General features: G+C 56.2%; 19 protein-coding genes. 2 read left to right on the top strand and 17 right to left on the bottom strand.

Going from position 1 to position 18413, the window contains the following annotated elements:
* Positions 1 to 24 precede the first annotated feature (24 nt).
* The 15 genes from BN1190_RS07370 to BN1190_RS07300 form a co-directional block, all read right to left on the bottom strand.
* A complete protein-coding gene (locus BN1190_RS07370) occupies positions 25 to 1038 on the bottom strand; it encodes an LLM class flavin-dependent oxidoreductase (protein ID WP_040286320.1) in 1014 nt (337 codons plus the stop codon).
* A 138-nt stretch (positions 1039 to 1176) separates the two neighbouring features.
* Positions 1177 to 2262 (bottom strand): tartrate dehydrogenase, encoded by a 1086-nt coding sequence (locus BN1190_RS07365; RefSeq protein ID WP_040286319.1) that lies wholly within the window; start codon positions 2260 to 2262, stop codon positions 1177 to 1179.
* Between the two features lie 20 nt (positions 2263 to 2282).
* Complete coding sequence (locus BN1190_RS07360) at positions 2283 to 3269, bottom strand: NAD(P)-dependent oxidoreductase (protein ID WP_052461743.1); 987 nt, start codon at positions 3267 to 3269, stop codon at positions 2283 to 2285.
* A gap of 85 nt (positions 3270 to 3354) precedes the next feature.
* Positions 3355 to 4542 carry a thiolase family protein gene (locus BN1190_RS07355; RefSeq protein ID WP_040286318.1) on the bottom strand — a complete coding sequence of 396 codons (1188 nt, stop codon included), beginning with the start codon at positions 4540 to 4542 and terminating at the stop codon, positions 3355 to 3357.
* A 4-nt stretch (positions 4543 to 4546) separates the two neighbouring features.
* Positions 4547 to 5707, bottom strand: a complete 1161-nt coding sequence (locus BN1190_RS07350; RefSeq protein ID WP_040286317.1) for an acyl-CoA dehydrogenase family protein — start codon at positions 5705 to 5707, stop codon at positions 4547 to 4549.
* 13 nt (positions 5708 to 5720) lie between these two features.
* On the bottom strand, positions 5721 to 6482 hold the full coding sequence (locus BN1190_RS07345; RefSeq protein WP_244898694.1) for an enoyl-CoA hydratase/isomerase family protein: 762 nt from the start codon (positions 6480 to 6482) through the stop codon (positions 5721 to 5723).
* Positions 6483 to 6512: 30 nt separating this feature from the next.
* A complete protein-coding gene (locus BN1190_RS07340; protein WP_040286315.1) occupies positions 6513 to 7358 on the bottom strand; it encodes a 3-hydroxyacyl-CoA dehydrogenase in 846 nt (281 codons plus the stop codon).
* 19 nt (positions 7359 to 7377) lie between these two features.
* Positions 7378 to 8037 (bottom strand): 3-oxoacid CoA-transferase subunit B, encoded by a 660-nt coding sequence (locus BN1190_RS07335; RefSeq protein ID WP_040286314.1) that lies wholly within the window; start codon positions 8035 to 8037, stop codon positions 7378 to 7380.
* Positions 8024 to 8713, bottom strand: a complete 690-nt coding sequence (locus tag BN1190_RS07330; protein WP_040286313.1) for a CoA transferase subunit A — start codon at positions 8711 to 8713, stop codon at positions 8024 to 8026. Before BN1190_RS07330 ends, BN1190_RS07335 begins: the two co-directional genes overlap by 14 nt.
* Positions 8714 to 8744: 31 nt before the next feature.
* Positions 8745 to 9488, bottom strand: a complete 744-nt coding sequence (locus tag BN1190_RS07325; RefSeq protein WP_040287201.1) for an amino acid ABC transporter ATP-binding protein — start codon at positions 9486 to 9488, stop codon at positions 8745 to 8747.
* A gap of 43 nt (positions 9489 to 9531) precedes the next feature.
* The gene (locus BN1190_RS07320) at positions 9532 to 10188 is read right to left on the bottom strand and encodes an amino acid ABC transporter permease (RefSeq protein WP_040286312.1); all 657 of its coding nucleotides are present in this window, start codon (positions 10186 to 10188) and stop codon (positions 9532 to 9534) included.
* 73 nt (positions 10189 to 10261) lie between these two features.
* Positions 10262 to 11410 carry a saccharopine dehydrogenase family protein gene (locus tag BN1190_RS07315; protein ID WP_040286311.1) on the bottom strand — a complete coding sequence of 383 codons (1149 nt, stop codon included), beginning with the start codon at positions 11408 to 11410 and terminating at the stop codon, positions 10262 to 10264.
* Between the two features lie 82 nt (positions 11411 to 11492).
* The gene (locus BN1190_RS07310) at positions 11493 to 12323 is read right to left on the bottom strand and encodes a transporter substrate-binding domain-containing protein (RefSeq protein ID WP_040286310.1); all 831 of its coding nucleotides are present in this window, start codon (positions 12321 to 12323) and stop codon (positions 11493 to 11495) included.
* A gap of 226 nt (positions 12324 to 12549) precedes the next feature.
* Positions 12550 to 13716 carry an LL-diaminopimelate aminotransferase gene (locus BN1190_RS07305; protein WP_040286309.1) on the bottom strand — a complete coding sequence of 389 codons (1167 nt, stop codon included), beginning with the start codon at positions 13714 to 13716 and terminating at the stop codon, positions 12550 to 12552.
* 243 nt (positions 13717 to 13959) lie between these two features.
* On the bottom strand, positions 13960 to 14877 hold the full coding sequence (locus BN1190_RS07300) for an SDR family oxidoreductase (protein WP_040286308.1): 918 nt from the start codon (positions 14875 to 14877) through the stop codon (positions 13960 to 13962).
* A 129-nt stretch (positions 14878 to 15006) separates the two neighbouring features.
* On the opposite strand from BN1190_RS07300, the gene BN1190_RS15025 reads away from it, so the two are divergent.
* Entirely contained in the window at positions 15007 to 15177 is a 171-nt protein-coding gene (locus BN1190_RS15025) for a hypothetical protein (RefSeq protein WP_179860762.1), read from the top strand.
* A gap of 176 nt (positions 15178 to 15353) precedes the next feature.
* Here the strand turns inward: BN1190_RS15025 and BN1190_RS07295 are convergent, their stop codons facing one another.
* A complete protein-coding gene (locus BN1190_RS07295; RefSeq protein ID WP_040286307.1) occupies positions 15354 to 15788 on the bottom strand; it encodes a DUF1284 domain-containing protein in 435 nt (144 codons plus the stop codon).
* A gap of 414 nt (positions 15789 to 16202) precedes the next feature.
* Between BN1190_RS07295 and BN1190_RS07290 the strand changes: the two genes are divergently transcribed.
* Complete coding sequence (locus BN1190_RS07290) at positions 16203 to 17516, top strand: short-chain fatty acid transporter (RefSeq protein WP_040286306.1); 1314 nt, start codon at positions 16203 to 16205, stop codon at positions 17514 to 17516.
* Positions 17517 to 17554: 38 nt separating this feature from the next.
* Here BN1190_RS07290 and BN1190_RS07285 read toward each other — a convergent pair whose 3' ends face one another.
* On the bottom strand, positions 17555 to 18412 hold the full coding sequence (locus BN1190_RS07285; protein ID WP_052461742.1) for a nuclease-related domain-containing protein: 858 nt from the start codon (positions 18410 to 18412) through the stop codon (positions 17555 to 17557).
* Between the last annotated feature and the right edge of the window lies 1 nt (position 18413).

Genomic DNA, 18413 nt, shown 5'->3' with positions numbered 1-18413 from the left:
CGGCACAGCGGGGATTTTTCATATTCAGTCCATGAGATCCGCAATGATCTCGAACGAACGCAGCCGGTCCTCCTGATAATAGACCGGGGAGCTGAGGATGAACTCGTCCGCTTTCGTCTGGTTCAGGAACGCTTCCAGTTCCCGTTTCACAGTTTCCGGTCCGCCGACAATCGTTGCGGGCGACTCGAGCATTGCGGCAGCGGAAGCCTGTTCCGCCGGCGTCCAGACAACTTCCGGATTCTCGAGCGGCGGCTTGAACTGTGTCGGTTTGCCGCGACCGAGACTGAGGAACTGCTGCTGGAGGGAGGTCGCCAAGTACATCGCTTTTTCATCCGTGTCAGCGGCGACAATGCTTACGCCGAGCATCGCATACGGCGCATCCAGATGCCTCGACGGCTTGAAGTTCTGATGATACAGCTGAAGCGCCTGCATGACATACGCCGGTGCAAAGTGACTCGCGAACGAAAACGGCAGGCCGATCTGGGCAGCAAGCTGCGCACTGAAGCCTGACGAGCCGAGCAGCCAGATCGGAATGTCCTGTCCTTCGCCCGGGAACGCGCGGACACGCGCATTCGGCTCCGGATCGAAGTAGGATCGCAGTTCCGCGACCTGCTGCGGGAAATCCTCTCCGCTGCTGTGGAGCGTCCGGCGCAGTGCATAAGCGGTCGCCTGGTCGCTCCCCGGCGCGCGCCCGAGCCCGAGGTCGATCCGGCCCGGATACAGCGCATCGAGTGTGCCGAATTGCTCCGCAATGACGAGCGGCGCGTGGTTCGGCAGCATGACGCCGCCCGAACCGATCCGCATCCGCTCCGTTTTGCCGGCGATATGGCCGATCAGGACGCTTGTTGCGGAACTGCCGACACCCGGCATATTATGGTGCTCCGCGAGCCAGTACCGGTTGTAACCGAGCTTCTCCACATGCTGCGCAAGTTCCGCACTGTTCTTGAATGTCTCCGACGGACTGCCGCCTTCGCGGATCGGGGCAAGGTCGAGCACGGACAGCGGGATGCCGTTGAATTTCCTGGATGATGACGTCATAGAAACCACTCCTCATCGCTTGTTCCATCAGATGTGAAACAAACTTACTTTAGGTAACCTAACGTCAATTTACTATACTTCAGATGGAGAATCAACTCATCGGTTTCAACAGGCACCCTCCGTTATCGGACAGCCCCGTCATGCAGGACCAGCCAGCGAGTTCGCTGTTAAGATCTCCACAAACCGGTCACCGGCCATTTCAGTCGTCGCAGTCCCGCCGAGATCCGACGTGAGGTTCGCCGGCTCTGCCAGAATCTCTTGGATCGCATCGAGAATCCGCTTGCCCCACGTCTCTTCACCGAAGAAATCCATCATCTGGCTGACGGACCAGATCGCCGCGAGCGGATTGGCGATCCCTTTACCCGCAATATCAGGCGCGGACCCATGGACAGGTTCGAACATCGACGGGAAATCGCGCGTCGGGTTGATGTTCGCACCTGCCGCGAGCCCCATTCCCCCAGCGATCGCCGCGCCGATGTCCGTCAGAATATCCCCGAACAGATTGGACGTGACAACAATCTCGAAACGTTCCGGTTCCGTGACAAAGTAGAGGCTTGCCGCATCGACCAAATAAGAATACGTCTGTACATCGGGATAGTCCCTGCCGACCTCTTCGAAGACTTCATCCCAGAACACCATGGAATAATTCAACGCGTTCGCCTTGCTGACACTCGTCAATGTGCGGCCCGACCGTCTGGCTTCGTCATACGCATAGCGGATGATCCGCTCCGTCCCTTTTCGGGAGAAAACGCCTGTCTGGAGGACGACTTCTTCAGGTCTGCCCTTGAACAGCCGGTCGCCCGCCCCCGCGTATTCCCCTTCACTGTTCTCCCGGATCACCAGGAAATCGATATCCTCCGCATTCTTCCCTTTCAGCGGGGTGAGTTCCGGATTCAGCAGCGTGACCGGCCGGAGGTTCACATACTGATCGAACTCTTTCCGGATGGTCAGCAGCAGATCCCTCAGCGAGATATGGTCCGGCACGCCCGGATAACCGACCGCCCCGAGGTAAATGGCGTCGAATCCCTTCAATTGCTCCATGCCATCTGCCGCCATCATTCTGCCGTGCTCCAGGTAATACTCACAGCCCCACGGAAATTCCGTGAATGAAAACGAAATCGACGGATCCAGCTGCTCGATGGTCTTTAACACTTTCATCCCTTCCGCCACCACTTCCGGTCCGATCCCGTCGCCCGGAATGACAGCGATGCTGATTGTTTTCATGACACCCTCCTGCGCGCCTGTCACGGCGCAAGTTTTTCTGCGTTCGCAATGACGGAAAGCACTTCGCCGCGAATTGCTTTGACCAGGTTTTCCGCGATGATGACAGACGTCTCCCTCGCCGCTTCCAGACTGATGCCGCCAATATGGGGAGTCATCGTGATCCCTTCCGTGCTGAAAAACGGATGGTCCGGAGCGGGTGGTTCCGCTTCATAGACATCGACGGCCGCTCTCAGCAGTTTTCCACCCTCAAGGGCTTCACAGAGATCTGTCTCATTGAGCACTCCGCCGCGTGCCGTATTGACGAGCACAGCAGTCGGTTTCATCCGCTCGAAATACTTCCCGTCGATCAGCCCGCGTGTCTGATCGGTCAGCGGAATGTGGAGACTGACCGCATCACTTTCAGTGAAGACCTCTACCATGGAAGTCGTCAGCCCGATACCGAGGGAGTCCGCCAGTGCCTGCCGCTCCTCGGTGATCGACCGCACACCGGCGAGCACTTCCATGCCGAATCCATTACGTGCCATCGCCGCCACCTGCTGGGCGATCGACCCGAACCCGATCAGGCCGAGTGTTTTGCCCCGCAGCTCCATCGTATACCGCCCATCCCTGCTGGAGAAATTGCCGTCTTTCATCTCCATATGGAACCCACTTATATCTTTCATGGCGGCCAGCAGCAGGGCCATCGTATGCTCCGCGGTCGCCAGGCTGTTCAATTTCGGGGCATGCAGCACTTTGATGCCTTTTTCGGTGGCATACGCGACATCGATATTATCGAGCCCGATACCCGCGCCGGAAATCGCCTTGACGGTTTTACACGCATCCAGGATGGTCGGGGTGATGCGGGCAGGAGCCCGCAGAATGATGCCGTCCACCGGATGCTGCTGCACATAATCGGCGATCGCCTGCTCGTCGAACGTCTCAAACCGCTTCACGGACGCCAGCTGGTTCAGTTTTTCTTCACCATCCGGGTGGTACATCGGGTAAATCTGAACGATATGCAGAGACACTGGACAACCCCTTTCATGCTAATCAACCTAAGCCCAGGGAACTCCCTGTTGGATAAAATCCTAGTCCGACCGTCCCGCTGTAGCTTCACTGCAAGTTTTCGACGATCGTCGTAATTCCCTGACCGCCGCCGATACAGAGTGTCACGAGGCCGTATTTCGATTTCCTGCGTTTCATCTCATAGATCAATTTCGTCATCAGGATGGCGCCCGTCGCCCCGATCGGATGGCCGAGCGCGATCGCTCCGCCATTGACGTTCACCTTTTCCATGTCCATGCGGGTCCCTTCAATGACCGCGAGTGACTGCGCGGCAAATGCTTCGTTCAGCTCAATCAGATCGATATCATCGATGGTCAGCCCGGCTTGCGCCAGCGCCTTCTCGGTGGACGTGACCGGACCGATCCCCATCACGACCGGTGACACGCCGCTCACCGCCTGGGCGATGATCTTCGCTTTCGGCTGGACGCCGTACGCTTTCAATTTCTCTTCCGACATCATCAGGACGGCGGCGGCTCCGTCATTCCTTCCGCTCGCATTGCCCGGCGTCACCGTCCCGCCGTCCTTGAAGACAGCCCGCAGTCTGGCCAGCTGGTCCATTGTCGACTTCCTCGGATGTTCATCCGTCTCAAATAGGAAACTGCTTTTCCTGCTTTTCACTTCTAATGGAACGATTTCCTCCTTGAACCGTCCCTCGAGGATCGCACGTTCCGCTTTCAGCTGGCTGCTCAGCGCAAACTCGTCCTGCTTTCGGCGCGAGATCGAATACCGGTCCGCCAGATTTTCCGCCGTCATGCCCATCGTCAGCTCCCCGTATACTTCAGCAGGCTGGGAGCATGGCTGGCTCTCCGTATTCGGGTCCAGCAGCAGCCCGTTCCCCGCCGACAGCCCATACCGTGCATGGCGGATGTAATACGGCGCGGTGCTCATGCTCTCCGCTCCGCCCGCGATGACGACGTCCGACAGACCGAGCCGGATCTGCTGGTCGGCATTATGGATGGCCTGGAGTCCTGACCCGCATTGCCGGTGGACGGTATACCCCGGCACCGTCACCGGCAAATCGGCTCGCAATGCAGCGAGCCGGGCCAGATTCGATGTGTCTGCACTCTGTTTCGCCTGTCCGAGGATAACTTCGTTCACCGCAATCGCCGGATCGGTCCGTTCCATCACTTCCCGGATCACCTTTTCGGCAAGGTGATCGACCGGGACATCTTTCAGTGAACCGCCCATCCGACCGACCGCCGTCCGCACCGCCTCGACAATATAGCTATTCCCCAATCCGTCACAGCCCCTTTTGCGCATAATCGCGTTTCAATTCGCCTGCGATGATATTGCGCTGGATTTCCGATGTGCCTTCATAGATCTTCGTGATCCGGGCATCCCGGTAATACCGTTCAATCGGGTAGTCCTTCATATAGCCGATGCCTCCATGGATCTGCAGCGCAAGATCGGCGACATTGTTATACACTTCCGATGCGAACAGCTTTGCAATCGCCGCTTCCTTGACGACACGCTGTTTCTGATCGGTCATCCACGCCACGCGGTATGTCATCGAACGCAGCACTTCGATCTGCATGCTGATGTCGGCGAGCATATGCTGGACCGCCTGCATGTCGATGATCTTCTGCCCGAATTGCTCCCGCTCATGCGCATAGTCGAGCGAGTGCTCAAGCAGCCGCACACAGGAGCCTAAGTTCCGCGCAGCGAGCCCCGCCCGGCCGTTCGCAAGGATTTTGAGGGCATTGATGTAACCGGATCCCTCTTTCCCGAGGACATTCTCTTCTGGCACCTCCATGTTGTCGAAGAACAGCTCCGCGGAGTGGGAGCCCCGCAGCCCCATTTTGCGCTCCACGGTACCGAGCGTGAATCCGGGCGTATCCTTTTCGACGATGAACGACGTGATCCCCCGCGCGCCCTGCGAGCTGTCCGTCACGGCCATCACGGTGAACACATGGGCATCCACCGCATTCGTAATATAATGCTTCGAGCCGTTCAGGACGTAGCGGTCTCCCTTCTTCACAGCGGTCGTCTTCAGGTTCGCCGCATTCGACCCGGCACTCGGCTCGGTCAGTGCGAACGAGCCGATCCATTCCCCAGTCGCCATCTTCGGAAGGAATTTCTCTTTCTGTGCATCAGTTCCGAGGTCGACAATACCGACCGTCCCGATCCCTGTATGGGCGCCGATCAGCGTGGTGAAGCCGTTGTGCGTTTTCCCGAGCTCTTCGTAGATGGCACACTTGCCGACCATGTCGAGACCGAGCCCCCCGTATTGCTCCGGGATGCCGAGGCTGAACAGCCCCATCTCCTTCGACATCGCAACGATCCGATCAGGAATGCGGTCATTCTCCTCGATTTCCATCGCAACAGGCTCCACCTGCTCCCGGACGAACTTCCGGACGCTCTCCTGTAAGAAAAGGACGTCTTCGCTAAACTTGAAATCCATGTCCACTCTCCTCTTATCCGTTGATGAAATTCGCAGGCCGCTTTTCCAGGAACGCCAATGTCCCTTCCTGTTTGTCTTCCGTTCCGAAGGCGACCGCCTGGGATAATTTTTCGAGCCACATTGCTGTTCCGGCGTCGATATAGTACCCCTTATGGACTGCGGATTTCGCAAGCAGCACAGCGACAGGTCCTTTCTTAAGTACAGCATCCGTAATCTGTGCAAGGGTCACGGAGAGCGTTTCCTCATCCGCCAGATACGTGACCAGCCCGATCCGTTCTGCTTCTTTGCCTCCGACGAGACGTCCGGTCAGGATCATGTCGAGCGCGTATCCTTTTCCGACGATCCGTGAAAGACGCTGTGTCCCTCCGGCGCCCGGGATGATTCCGAGATTGAGTTCAGGCAGGCCGAGCACCGCGTTCTCTGTCGCAACCCGGATATCACACGCTAGCGCCAATTCACACCCGCCGCCGAGGGCATAGCCGGCAATCACCGAGACCGTCACTTTGGAGCAATTTTCAATTTTACAGTACAGCCCCTGCATGCCCGGCACGAGAGCTTCCAGCGCCTGCCGTTCGTGGAGCTGCCGGATATCCGCTCCGGAAGCGAACGATTTGCCGCCCGCCCCCTGCACCACAACGACACGGACTTCTGCATCCGCTTCCGCTTCCGTGAATGCCTGATCGATCTCCTGCAGCATTTGCGCATCCAGTGCATTCCGCCGTTCCGGCCGGTTCAGCGTCAGCCACAGAATCCCCTGTTCTTTCTCAACCGTCACCGCCGTATATCCAATGATGGCGATCCCTCCTTACTCATACTCGTAGAACCCTTTCCCGCTCTTCTTTCCAAGACGGCCGGCTTTCACATAGTTGACGAGCAGCGGGCACGGACGATATTTTTCACCAAGCGTCTTATGCAAGTACTCCATATTGCGCAATCTCGTATCGAGACCGACCAGATCCGCAAGTTCGAGCGGGCCCATCGGATGATTCAGACCGAGTTTCATCGCCTTGTCGATATCTGCTGCGGACGCCACCCCTTCCATCAGGAGATTCATCGCCTCATTGCCGATCAGACAGTTCATCCGGGAGGTGACGAAGCCCGGAAACTCGTTCACTTCAACCGCCTCTTTCTTCAGCGCCGTGGCGATTTCACGGATAAAAGCGACCGTTTCATCCGAAGTCTCCAATCCTTTCACCACTTCGATCAGTTTCATCTTTTGGACAGGGTTGAAGAAGTGCATGGCGACAACTTTGTCCGGCCGGGATGTGTAGGCGCCGATCTCTGTCGGACTCATCGTCGACGTGTTGGTCGCAAGCACCGTTTCCGGTTTGCAGACGGCGTCCAGCTGCCGGAAGACAGCGATCTTCAGCTCGATGTTCTCAAGGACCGCTTCGATGACCAAGTCCGCCTTTTCAGCGGCGGCCGGCAGATCCGTCTCATAGACCAGATTCCGCTTGGCAGTTTCATAGGCTTCCTGCTCAAGAAAGCCCGCATGGTAACTCGAGTCCATCAGGTTCTCGATCTCTTCCCTGGCTCTGGACAAAATCTCCTCATTCAGATCATTCAGGGTGACCCGGAAACCGGACACCGCACACGCATAGGCGATCCCTTTCCCCATCACACCCGAACCAATCACTGTGACCTCCCTCAATTTCCCGCCTCCTCATTCGTCATTCGCTTGCCCCTCCGTTGCCGTGGGGACCGATCTTGAACTCAGCTCCCGTCAGCCGCCGCAGTTCCTCCATCGTAATGCCAGACAGGATCTCGACAAGCTGCATCCTGCCCTCTCCGAATGCAAAGACGGCGTGTTCCGTGACCACGAGATCCGCCTTGCGTATCCCGCTCGTCGGGAAGGCCAGTTCTTTGACCAGTTTCGGCTCGCCGCTTTTGCTGGAATGACGGGTCGCGACGATGATGGATCGGGCGCCGGCGACGAGATCCATCGCACCCCCGACACCGAGGATCGTCTCGCCCGGCACCGCCCAGTTGGCGATTTCGCCTGTCTGATCGACCTGCAGCGCCCCGAGGACCGCCACATCGATATGACCGCCGCGGATCATCGCAAACGAATTCGAACTGTCGAACAGCGAAGCACCGGTTTCCATCGTGATCGGCGCCTTGCTCGCGCTGATCAGGTCCATGTTGACTTCTTCCGGCGGCGGGGTCGGCCCCATCCCGAGCAGTCCGTTTTCCGACTGCAGCACCAATTTCTTGTCTTCGAGATAATCAGGGATCAGCGTCGGAATCCCGACACCGAGATTGACGACCTGTCCCTGTTTCAATTCCCGGACGATCCGTTTGGCGATCGTGATCCGTTCAGTCCCGTTCAACGAAGACACCGTCCTTTTTTACATATTTGTTCAGGACGATGAAGTCTACATATACATGCGGTGTCACAATCTCAGTCGGCAGCAGCTCTCCCGTTTCGACGATTTCATCCACCTCCGCAATGACGATCCTGCCTGCCGTCGCCATGACCGGATTGAAATTCCGTCCCGTATGGTCGTATGTCAAATTGCCAAGCCCGTCCGCTTTGTGGGCTTTGATGAGCGAAACATCCCCCTTGATGGCTTGTTCGAACAGATACCGTTCGCCGCTGATCACCCGCTCCTCTTTCCCTTCGGCAAGCTTTGTCCCGACAGCCGTCTTCGTATAGAACCCGCCGATCCCCGCGCCTCCGCAGCGGACCGCTTCCGCGAGCGTCCCCTGAGGAATGAGCTCGATCTCCAGATCGCCGTCGGACCATGCCCGTACCGCATCCCGGTTCGTCGTGAAGTACGAGCCGACCGCTTTCTTCAGCAGCTTCTCTTTTTTCAGCAGAAGGCCAAGCCCTTTGCCCGGTTCTCCCAGATTGTTGCTGATGACCGTCAAGTCCTGCAGCGAAGATGCCGCCACCGTATCGATGAGCGTGAGCGGCGTGCCCGACATGCCGAACCCGCCGACGAGAACCGTGTCTCCGTTATTCATGAAATTCAAAAACTCTTTCGCCTGCACCAGTTTGTCCAACCGGCCACTCCTTTCCTGACTGCTCACACGCTCATTTCGCAAACGTCAAAAACTGCCGGGTCCGTTCCTCCTGCGGGTTATCGAAGATTTCCGCCGGTGTCCCCTGCTCGACAATCAGGCCGCCGTCCATGAAGATCACGCGATCCGCCACATCCCTTGCGAATTTCATCTCATGGGTCACGATGATCATCGTCATCCCTTCCTCTGCCAGCTGTTTGATGACCTGCAGCACTTCCCGCACAAGCTCGGGATCGAGCGCGGATGTCGGTTCATCATAGAGCATGACGGTCGGGTTCAGCGACAGCGCCCGGGCGATGGCGACACGCTGCTGCTGGCCGCCCGACAACTGGGAGGGGTAGTGATCCGCCCGGTCGGCGAGCCCCACCTTCGCAAGCAGCGCTTCTGCAAGCTCCTTCGCTTCCTGAGGCGGTGTCCGTCTGATCGTCAGCGGACCTTCCATGACGTTTTCGACTGCCGTCTTATTCGGAAACAGATTGAACGACTGGAAGACGAACCCTGTTTTCTTCCGCAACTCCCTGATTTCCCTCTTCTGACTGCGGTCCAGCCTGCCGCTGATCCGGATCGTATGAGGACCGATCGTAATATCGCCTACATCCGGCTGTTCCAGATTCGTCAGGCAGCGGAGGAACGTCGACTTGCCCGATCCGCTCGGCCCCATGATGACGACCACCTCGCTCTTGTTCACAGAGAGATCGATCCCCCGCAGGACCGGACTGCTGCCGAAAGCTTTCTTCAGATTGTTCACCTGTACGATATGCAATGTCCCATCTCCCCTTCCTGCAGCGATTGCCGGTGTCTCACCGGACTAAATGTTTTGAGGTCTGTTTTTCATAACGGTCCAGCAGCATTGTGAAGAACGTGATGAGGACCCAATAGATCGCAGCGGCCATCAGATAGATCGTGAGCGGCTCGAACGTCTTTGCGATCAGCAGGCTCGACATCTGCAGCAGTTCCGTCACAGTGATGACGGAGACGAGCGATGTATCCTTGATGAGGACGATGAACGAGTTGGACAGCGTCGGGATGGCAATCCTGAGACTCTGTGGCAATATGATGCGCCGCATCGCCTGGGCGTAGGTCATCCCCATGGAAATCGCCGCTTCCATCTGCCCTCTGTCCACCGCGAGGATCGAAGCCCGGAATGACTCGGACAGATACGCACCTGCATTCAGGCTGAGTGCCAGGATCCCGGACGTTATCGGATCCATGGATATGCCGATCTGCGGAAGTCCATAATAGATGACGAAGATCTGGACGAGAAGGGGAGTTCCCCGGATGACCGATATATACACGCTGGCGGCCTGGTAAAGCACCTTCACCTTGACAATCCGGAGCAGTGCTGTCAGAAAGCCGATGACGAGGGCGATAAGTACCGAAATACAGCTCAAGAACAGTGTCATCCCAGTCGCTTTCAGCAGTGAAGGCAGTGAATCTATTACGATCATGGCGTCCATCGTTCCACTCCTTTCCGGTTTCATTGACAAAGCAGCCGGAGGTGTCCGTCTTTACCGCTGACTGCCTGTCTGCTTAGACGGATTGCTGATAATCGATTGTGATGCCTAGGTTCTTCAATTCATCCAGGAACGGGTCGAATCGGTCCCTTACGGCGATCGACTCGATCGGCATGACCCCTTTTTCCGGAATCCTGTTTTCCGCGAGCCACTTCGCGGCAATGACCGCCGGAAGTGCTGTCGTTTTCGCCATCGAAGTGATGCCGCGCTGGTGGTCATAATTATCGACCAGCTCCCATTTGTGGGTGGTCTGCCGGCCGTCTTTCATCCCAAACACTTCCACCCGGACGACTGTGACATCTTCGTTCGACTCACCGACCATCTGGGGGGCCAAAATCTGCTCGGAGACTTTCCGCGGAGTGGTCTGTATTCCTTCCACTTCGATCGGCCGGTCTTCCAGGAACCCGAGCTCAGCCAGCACTTTCATCTTCGACCAGTGCCCCGGATAGCGGACGGTCTTTTCCGTCAGATTCTTCACTTTCCCAAGCAGTGTATAGGCCGTGCTGTGAGCATCCGTGATAACCGCTTCACAGGCGCCGACGGGGTAAGGGAATGTCATGGACTCAAGTTCCGACAGGGCGGGGAATTCGACGATTCGGTCATTCCGGATCGCCGCTGCCGGTTTTGTGTAGAGTCCGAGTACGCTCTCGAGACGGAAGACGACCTGGTACCATAGCGGGGGAAGCGGCATTCTCGGGATCCCTCCGCAGATCATGACTGCATGATCTGCGCTGTCAAGCAGTTCGATACCCTGAGCCGCCAGGAAGTTCGTGATGCCCGGCGCCACCCCGCAGCCGGGGACGATCGTAACGCCGGCTTCCCGCGCCTCGCTGTCCAGCTCCAGCTTTTCTTGGAACAGCGAACCGACCAGGTCCACCAGATGGCAGCGAGACGCGATTGCGGCTCGTACGGCAGTCAGGCTGAGTGAATGCGGGAGGCAGCCGACCGCTACATCCGCATCTTCCAGGATGTCGACCAGATCGCCGACCGATGACAGAGATGCCGTCCGACCGATGACCTTGGGATTGTCCGCTTTTTCCAAACACCGGTCGACCATGTGCTGACTGCCATCCACCGCTGTCACGGTTGTGATGGCACTGAATTTCGCGAGTTCCCTGACGACTGTCGTCCCGATCATACCGGTGCCTAATACCACTGCATGCATATAATTCTCCCCCTTCATCGTTCCAGGATTTGTTCAACACCGGAGCGGCACACTGCTGCAGTCACGCCGCTTTTTCCGGCTGTCAGAATTCGGACGGATCCGCACCGAACCATTTCTTGTAGATTTCTTTATAGGTTCCGTCTTCTTTCATCTCTGTCAGCGCAGCATTCACGTTTTTCACAAACTCTTCGTTCCCTTTGTTGACGGCCATCCCGATGCTGTCTTTGTTCAGGATGTCACTTGTGATCTTGATCGGCAGATTGTTTTCCTTGATGTTGTAATTCATGAGCAGCTGGTCGTTGATGATGACATCCAGCCGTTTGTTCGTCAGATCCTGGATGTAATCGCTTACCGCCTTATACAGTTTGACATCCGCACCGTCCACACTGTTCGCCACTTCCTCGAATGTCGTCCCTCCGCCGACGCCGACTTTCTTCCCTTTGATGTCCGCAAGTTCGGTAATATCGTTCGTGTCTTCCCGGGTGATCAGTACGGAGCCGGTCACAACGTACGGGTCCGTAAAGTCAACGCTTTTTTTCCGTTCCTCCGTCACAGTCATCTGGCCGATGATGATGTCGAATTTGTCCGCTTTCAGGCCGCCGATCAGGCCGTCCCATTTTGTTGCGATGAACTCCGGCTTCACGCCGAGACGCTTCGCGATTTCCATGGAGATGTCGACGTCGAATCCTTGGAATTCGTTTTTCTCATCCATGTAATTGAATGGCGGATACGTTCCTTCAAAGGCGACCCGCATTACTTTGGACTCCTGCACGCGATCCGCCACATTCGCACCCGCCTGAGGTGCCTCTTCGTTTTTCGTATCCGTTCCGCCCGATTTGTTTTTATTGCCGCAGCCTGCCAGGACTAGTACGAGAGCGAGAAACATGATTGAAATGAGCATGGTTTTTTTCATACGTATGACCTCCCTGTTTTTATTACAAATACTTCGCACGACAAATTGCTCGTCCATTTCTAGAATGGAGGAACGTTTGCCTGACAGTCGATTGTATGCTGATGGTTTCCGGAACATGCGACGATGGATCCTTCCGCAATCTCTTTTCTGCCGCACTGTCCGTTTGGCCCTTCGCCAGCCGATCGGGGTATCGGTCAGCGGGAAACGGCCGGGACGGCGGTCGCCGTCACAGCCGGATGTGTTCTTTTATCCGCTCGATCGCATCCAGCAGCCGCTCGGTCGGGACGGACAGCGAAATCCTAAAATACCCTTCGCCGGACTCGCCGAATGCGCTGCCCGGCGTAACGATGACGCCGGTTTTCTCCAGCACCGACGTGACGAATCCAGCCGACGTGAAGCTTTCCGGCACACGGGCCCAGATGAAAAAGCTGCCGCGCGGCTTTTCGGCTTCAATGCCGATGGCGGCAAGACCTTCGAGGACCGCTGCCATCCGTTCTTCGTAGATCCGGTTATGGGCGGCGATACAGCTCTGGTCGCTGTTCAATGCGAACGCGGCCGCTAGTTGGATCGGTGTGAACTGTCCTGTATCCGTGTTGCTTTTCAGGACTCTCAGCGCACGGAGGATCTTTTTGTTTCCGACGGCATACCCGATGCGCATCCCGGTCATATTGTACGTTTTGGAGAACGAGCCGAATTCCACCGCAACTTCCTTGGCGTCTGCTGCCTGCAGGATGCTCGGTGCCCGGTAGTCTCCGAATGTCACCATGTTGTAGGCGGAGTCATGCGCGATCGGGATCTGATGCGTCTTCGCGAATGCAACTGCTCTGTCAAAAAAATCCGGTTCCACGGTAGCGGCGGTCGGGTTGCCGGGATAGTTCAAGAACATGAGCTTGGCCTCGCTGAGCACTTCAGGCGGAATCACCTCGAAATCCGGCTCGAAGTTATTTTCCTGCAGCAGCGGCATCGGATACGGCGTGCCGTTTGCAAGCAGCGTCGCCATCCTGTAGACGGGATAGCTCGGATCGGGAATCAGGACCGTATCGCCCGGGTCGATCAGGGCCGGCACCAGGTGGGCGATCCCTTCTTTGGAGCCGATCAGCGCCAGCACCTCAGTTTCGGGGTCCAGATCAACACCGAACTGACGCTTGTAGAAATCAGCGACGGCCTGGCGGAATTCCAGGCAGCCTATGAAACTCGGATACTTGAGATTCGCCGGCTTGAGCAGTTCGTCCGCGAGCCTGCCGACAATGTGCGGCGGTGTCGGCAGATCCGGGTCGCCGATCCCCAAATCGATGACGTCGACTCCTTTATTGAGCAGCGCCGCTTTTTTCTGATTGATCTCCGCAAATAGATACGGGGGGATCTGTCCCACCCGGATAGATGCGTACCTCATACAGCCACCTTCCTTTTACTGGTAGTCATGAATCACCGGTTCTTCAGCCAATGTATGAGGAGGCAGTCTGTAATAGTAATGGTATTCGGCCGGATTCCACGTCTGCCGTTTTCAAGTACGCTGTGGAATACTGATTGGGACAACAAAAAACCCCCTGTCCTCTCTGGAACGAGGGAAAAGGAGGGAGCGCCGGCAGTCTGTTCGTTTGATAGGCCATGCGGTTTTTCCGTTCAACTTGTTCTGTCAGGCAAACACTTGGCCGCCGTTGACATGGAGCACCTGCCCGGTGACGAACCGGGAATCATCGGACGCCAGATAGACGAAGGTCGGAGCGACTTCGAACGGCTGTGCCTGCCGATCCATGGGATTTCCTGCGAGCACGACCTGGTCCGCCGAAAAACTCGACGGGATGAGCGGCGTCCAGATGCGGCCGGGGGCGATCGCATTGACACGGATCCCCTTTTTGATGACGTTCCTGGCAAGCGCCCGTGTCATTCCGACGATCGCCCCTTTCGTCGCCGTGTAGTCCATCAGTTCTTCATGGCCTTCAAAGGCGACGACAGACGCAGTATTGATGATGGAACTGCCGGCCTGAAGATGCGGCAGTGCCGCGCGTGTCGTATAAAAGTGCGAATAGACGTTGACTTTGAACGTTTCATCGAACTGCTCGTCGCTGATATCGGTCAGGTCCGTCTGTTGGAACTGGATACCGACATGATTGCAGAGTATATCGAGCGCGCCGAATGTTTCAATGGTCTGGTCGACAATGCGGCGGCATTGTTCCTTATCCCGCAGATCCCCCGGCAGCAGGAGACAGCGCTGTCCGAGCTGTTCAATACGGTCCCTGGTGCGTCCGGCGTCCTCATGTTCATCCAGATAGGCGATCGCAACGTCCGCCCCTTCCTTTGCGAATGAGATGGCTGCCGCGGCACCCATCCCGCTGTCCCCGCCAGTGATGAGCGCTGTTTTGCCGATTAGTTTCCCGCTGCCCGTGCAGTTCGGATTCTCGATGATCGGCCTCGGCACCATGAGATCTTCCCGCCCGGGCTGGCGGTACTGCCGCTGTTCCGGGACCGTGACCGCCACTTCTTCGTATTTCGTGATCTTCCCGTAATTCTTCTGAAGCGGATACGCCTTACGTTCAGACTCCCCGTGTGTCATAACGTCATCGTCCTTTCTGGTCTGCCTGGAATCAGGCTATCGTATGCGCGGGAACGATTGGTTAGACATCACACAACGAACAGGTCGGGAATACAGTATACGGACACATGACAGGAGGTGGCTGCCGCCATGGACTACTTCGTTTCGCGCAAAGTGCGCTGTCTGCTCATCCCGTATTCCGAGGAGAAATCCGTAATCGTGTACGGCCCCGGTTTTCTACAAGTGGAAGTCCCGCAGATCGGAATCCGGCCCCCTTATTATGCACATCCCGTCTATGACTCGTACTTGCCTGTCCTGTAGACCATGCGGGGTGTGAATCTGGCTACTATGGCTGCGGACAAAACCAGTTGGCCAATACGGCAAAAAGGCAGGCATCCGCTAAAGGAGCCTGTCTTTCTTGTTTGTATAGGAAGGTGTCTGACCGCAGCCGCCGGCATATCCAGCCGGGGACTGCTGCCGATTGGCCGGGTGGAGGATCAGCGGTCTGCCGATGAACCCGGCACGTCGAATAGTCCCTTCGCCTCGACAATTCGTTCGACGCCCTGTTCACAGACGCCATACCCGCGCCAGGAACACGTCTCACAGATGACAGCAATGTCGGATGGCCGGATCTGGAGCCGCACCCGCCGCTCCACTTCGCGCCACGGCAGCACATCGCTCGGTGTAAGCCCGAGCCGTTTCACAATATCCTGATCACGGGAATAAATCCCCTTGTCCTCGCAGTGATACGGCTGGTCATCAGGAAATTTCGCGCACAGGTGATCCGGTCCCTTGATCACCTGGATGAGCGTGTCCGGTTTTGTCCGCAACGTAGTATGGACAGCTGTCATATTGGCCACATATTCCGGCGAGTACCCCATCCCCCGGTAGCCGAGCAGGCAGAGAATGTGATGGCCGCGCAGTTTGATCATTGAATCACCTTCTTCAGCGTTTTGATAGGTTTCTATCAGTGTAGCAGATTGGCGGCCAATATGGCCGGGACATCTAGCAATTAAGGGGACCTTATCTTCCTGAAGGCACCGATTTCCCCCGGCTTCAGGCAATTAAGATCGCCTTATCTTCCTGAAGGCACCCACTTCCCTGGGCTTCACGCAATTAAGACCGTCTTATCTTCCTGAAGGCACCCACGTCCCCGGGCTTCACGCAATTAAGACCGTCTTATCTTCCTGAAGGCATCGACTTCCCTGAGCTTCACGCAATTAAGACCGCCTTATCTTCACGAAGACACCAAGTCCCCCTTGCTTCGGGCAATCAAACTACATATTCTCTTCAGAATAGTAATATGATAGAGTTATCTTTGAATTCATACAAAAGGGGGCAACGAAATGCGTCTATTGACGAAATGGTCGAACACGATCATGGAACGGTATTTGCCGGATCCGTACATATTTGTCGCGATACTGACATTGCTTGTATTCGCGTTGGGACTCGGGTTCACCGACTCGGGGCCGCTCGACATGGCCGTCCATTGGGGAGACGGCTTCTGGGGATTGTTATCGTTCACTATGCAAATGGTCATCGTGCTTGTGGCCGGTCACGTGCTGGCCAGCAGTCCGCTGTTCAAAAAAGGGCTGAGCAATCTGGCGGGGCTCGCGAAATCGCCAGGATCCTCAATCATCCTGGTCACGGTCGTTTCACTGATCGCCTGCTGGATCAACTGGGGCTTCGGCCTGGTGATCGGCGCCTTGTTCGCTAAGGAAATCGCGAAGAAAGTGACGACGGTCGACTACCGGCTTCTCATCGCGAGCGCCTATTCAGGCTTCATCGTCTGGCATGGCGGGCTCGGCGGTTCCATCCCGCTGTCCATCGCGACGAAAGATCATCCGTATGAGGATCTGATGGGCATTGTGCCGACATCCGAAACGATTTTCTCGACGTACAACCTGATCATCGTGGGTGTGATCTTCCTTACACTGCCGATCCTGAACCGCTTCATGATGCCGAAAAAAGAAGATACTGTTTCTGTGGACCCGGCTCTTCTGGAGGATGAGATCATTGCGGAACCGCCTGCTGAACGGACGCCCGCTTCGCGTCTGGAAGACAGCTGGATCCTGTCGATGCTCATCGGTCTGCTCGGTGTCGTATATCTCGTGCATCACTTCGCGGTCAGCGGGTTCGATCTCAATCTGAACATCGTCAACCTGATTTTCTTCATACTTGGAATCATCTTCCACGGGACGCCGCGGCAGTTCCTCGCTGCGGTCGCCAATGCGGTCAAAACAGCCGGCGGCATCATCATCCAGTTCCCGTTCTATGCCGGAATCATGGGCATGATGGTCGATTCGGGGCTCGCCGGCGTGATCTCCCAGGGATTCGTCAACATTTCCACCGCCGCGACGTTCCCGCTCTTCACATTCTATGCAGCGGGCATCGTCAATTTCTTCGTCCCATCCGGCGGCGGCCAGTGGGCAGTCCAGGCACCGATCATGCTGGACGCGGCCCAATCACTCGGCGTCAGCTATTCGAAGACCGCAATAGCCGTCGCCTGGGGAGACGCCTGGACCAACATGATCCAGCCGTTCTGGGCACTGCCCGCCCTCGCAATTGCCGGCCTGCGCGCCAAGGACATCATGGGCTACTGCGTCTTCGTCCTCGTGCTGAGCGGGATTGTCGTCAGTCTTGGCCTCTATTTCTTCTGAATAAAACCCGCTTCCATACGCGATGGAAGCGGGTTTTTCTATGCTTGTTTATTCATTGTATAGCGACATTTTGGGAATGCACTGCAGCCAATAAAATCACCATATTTCCCCTTCCTGAGAATAAGCGGGTGATTGCAGCGCGGACAGCTGTCCTGGGAAAGAGCTTCTGGACTTTCTTCTACAACAGGAATCACGGTCTCGCCTACTTTTCTTTTTGAAAGCACGCTTTCCTTCTGTTTCTGCTTCACTCCACGCAAATGCAGCTTTTTCACACGCTTCCGTTCAGCTGCATCCAGGGACGCAAGAGACTTTAAATTCCTGCATATATTCCCGACCTCATCCTCCGCAAGCAGTCTTGGCCGTTCTTTCAATAGGTACTTCCTCAGTGCGCCAAGAGTCAGAACTTCTGATGTCTCAAATGGCTGCTCCATTTTTAGAACAGCGTCACCTGTAAATACAATGACCGACTCTGCCGGCAGATTCACTTTGTTCAAATGATGTTTTAATGACTGTATATGTCCGTAGTTTTGACGGATCGGATTGTAAAACCGATTTTTGTTTTTGTAGATAACCTGTGTCCAATACTTTTGCGTTTCTGACCCGAATATCCACCCGCTGTAGTTTTTTGTTTCCAGCACAACGATCCCATAAACCGATACGATCAGGTGGTCAACCTGGGTATAACCGCCATTATCGTCCGATATGTAGAGATCCGAGAAAATATGGTATTCATCCCCAAGCTTCCTGAGGCGCCGGTTTACCAGCCATTCACCGAATGCCCCTCGGATTGCAGGCCGTTTCGCTTGATAAATAAAGCTAAGAAGTACTAAAAATATAATGACGTAAACAATCGGCTGTTTTTCCAAACCATCGAAAGCAAGCAGAAATTCCCGCATA

The sequence above is a fragment of the Sporosarcina koreensis genome (assembly GCF_000826145.2).
Taxonomy (GTDB): domain Bacteria; phylum Bacillota; class Bacilli; order Bacillales_A; family Planococcaceae; genus Sporosarcina; species Sporosarcina trichiuri.
Note: the sequence above shows the minus strand (reverse complement) of the source record. Positions and strands in the feature narration are given on the sequence as shown.

Coding starts and splice junctions, on each gene's coding strand:
- BN1190_RS07305 (WP_040286309.1), bottom strand. CDS start 13,716: ATGAGGTACGCATCTATCCGGGTGGGACAGATCCCCCCGTATCTATTT.
- BN1190_RS07285 (WP_052461742.1), bottom strand. CDS start 18,412: ATGCGGGAATTTCTGCTTGCTTTCGATGGTTTGGAAAAACAGCCGATT.
- BN1190_RS15025 (WP_179860762.1), top strand. CDS start 15,007: ATGGACTACTTCGTTTCGCGCAAAGTGCGCTGTCTGCTCATCCCGTAT.
- BN1190_RS07310 (WP_040286310.1), bottom strand. CDS start 12,323: ATGAAAAAAACCATGCTCATTTCAATCATGTTTCTCGCTCTCGTACTA.
- BN1190_RS07365 (WP_040286319.1), bottom strand. CDS start 2,262: ATGAAAACAATCAGCATCGCTGTCATTCCGGGCGACGGGATCGGACCG.
- BN1190_RS07295 (WP_040286307.1), bottom strand. CDS start 15,788: ATGATCAAACTGCGCGGCCATCACATTCTCTGCCTGCTCGGCTACCGG.
- BN1190_RS07370 (WP_040286320.1), bottom strand. CDS start 1,038: ATGACGTCATCATCCAGGAAATTCAACGGCATCCCGCTGTCCGTGCTC.
- BN1190_RS07350 (WP_040286317.1), bottom strand. CDS start 5,707: ATGGATTTCAAGTTTAGCGAAGACGTCCTTTTCTTACAGGAGAGCGTC.
- BN1190_RS07320 (WP_040286312.1), bottom strand. CDS start 10,188: ATGGACGCCATGATCGTAATAGATTCACTGCCTTCACTGCTGAAAGCG.
- BN1190_RS07315 (WP_040286311.1), bottom strand. CDS start 11,410: ATGCATGCAGTGGTATTAGGCACCGGTATGATCGGGACGACAGTCGTC.
- BN1190_RS07300 (WP_040286308.1), bottom strand. CDS start 14,877: ATGACACACGGGGAGTCTGAACGTAAGGCGTATCCGCTTCAGAAGAAT.
- BN1190_RS07290 (WP_040286306.1), top strand. CDS start 16,203: ATGCGTCTATTGACGAAATGGTCGAACACGATCATGGAACGGTATTTG.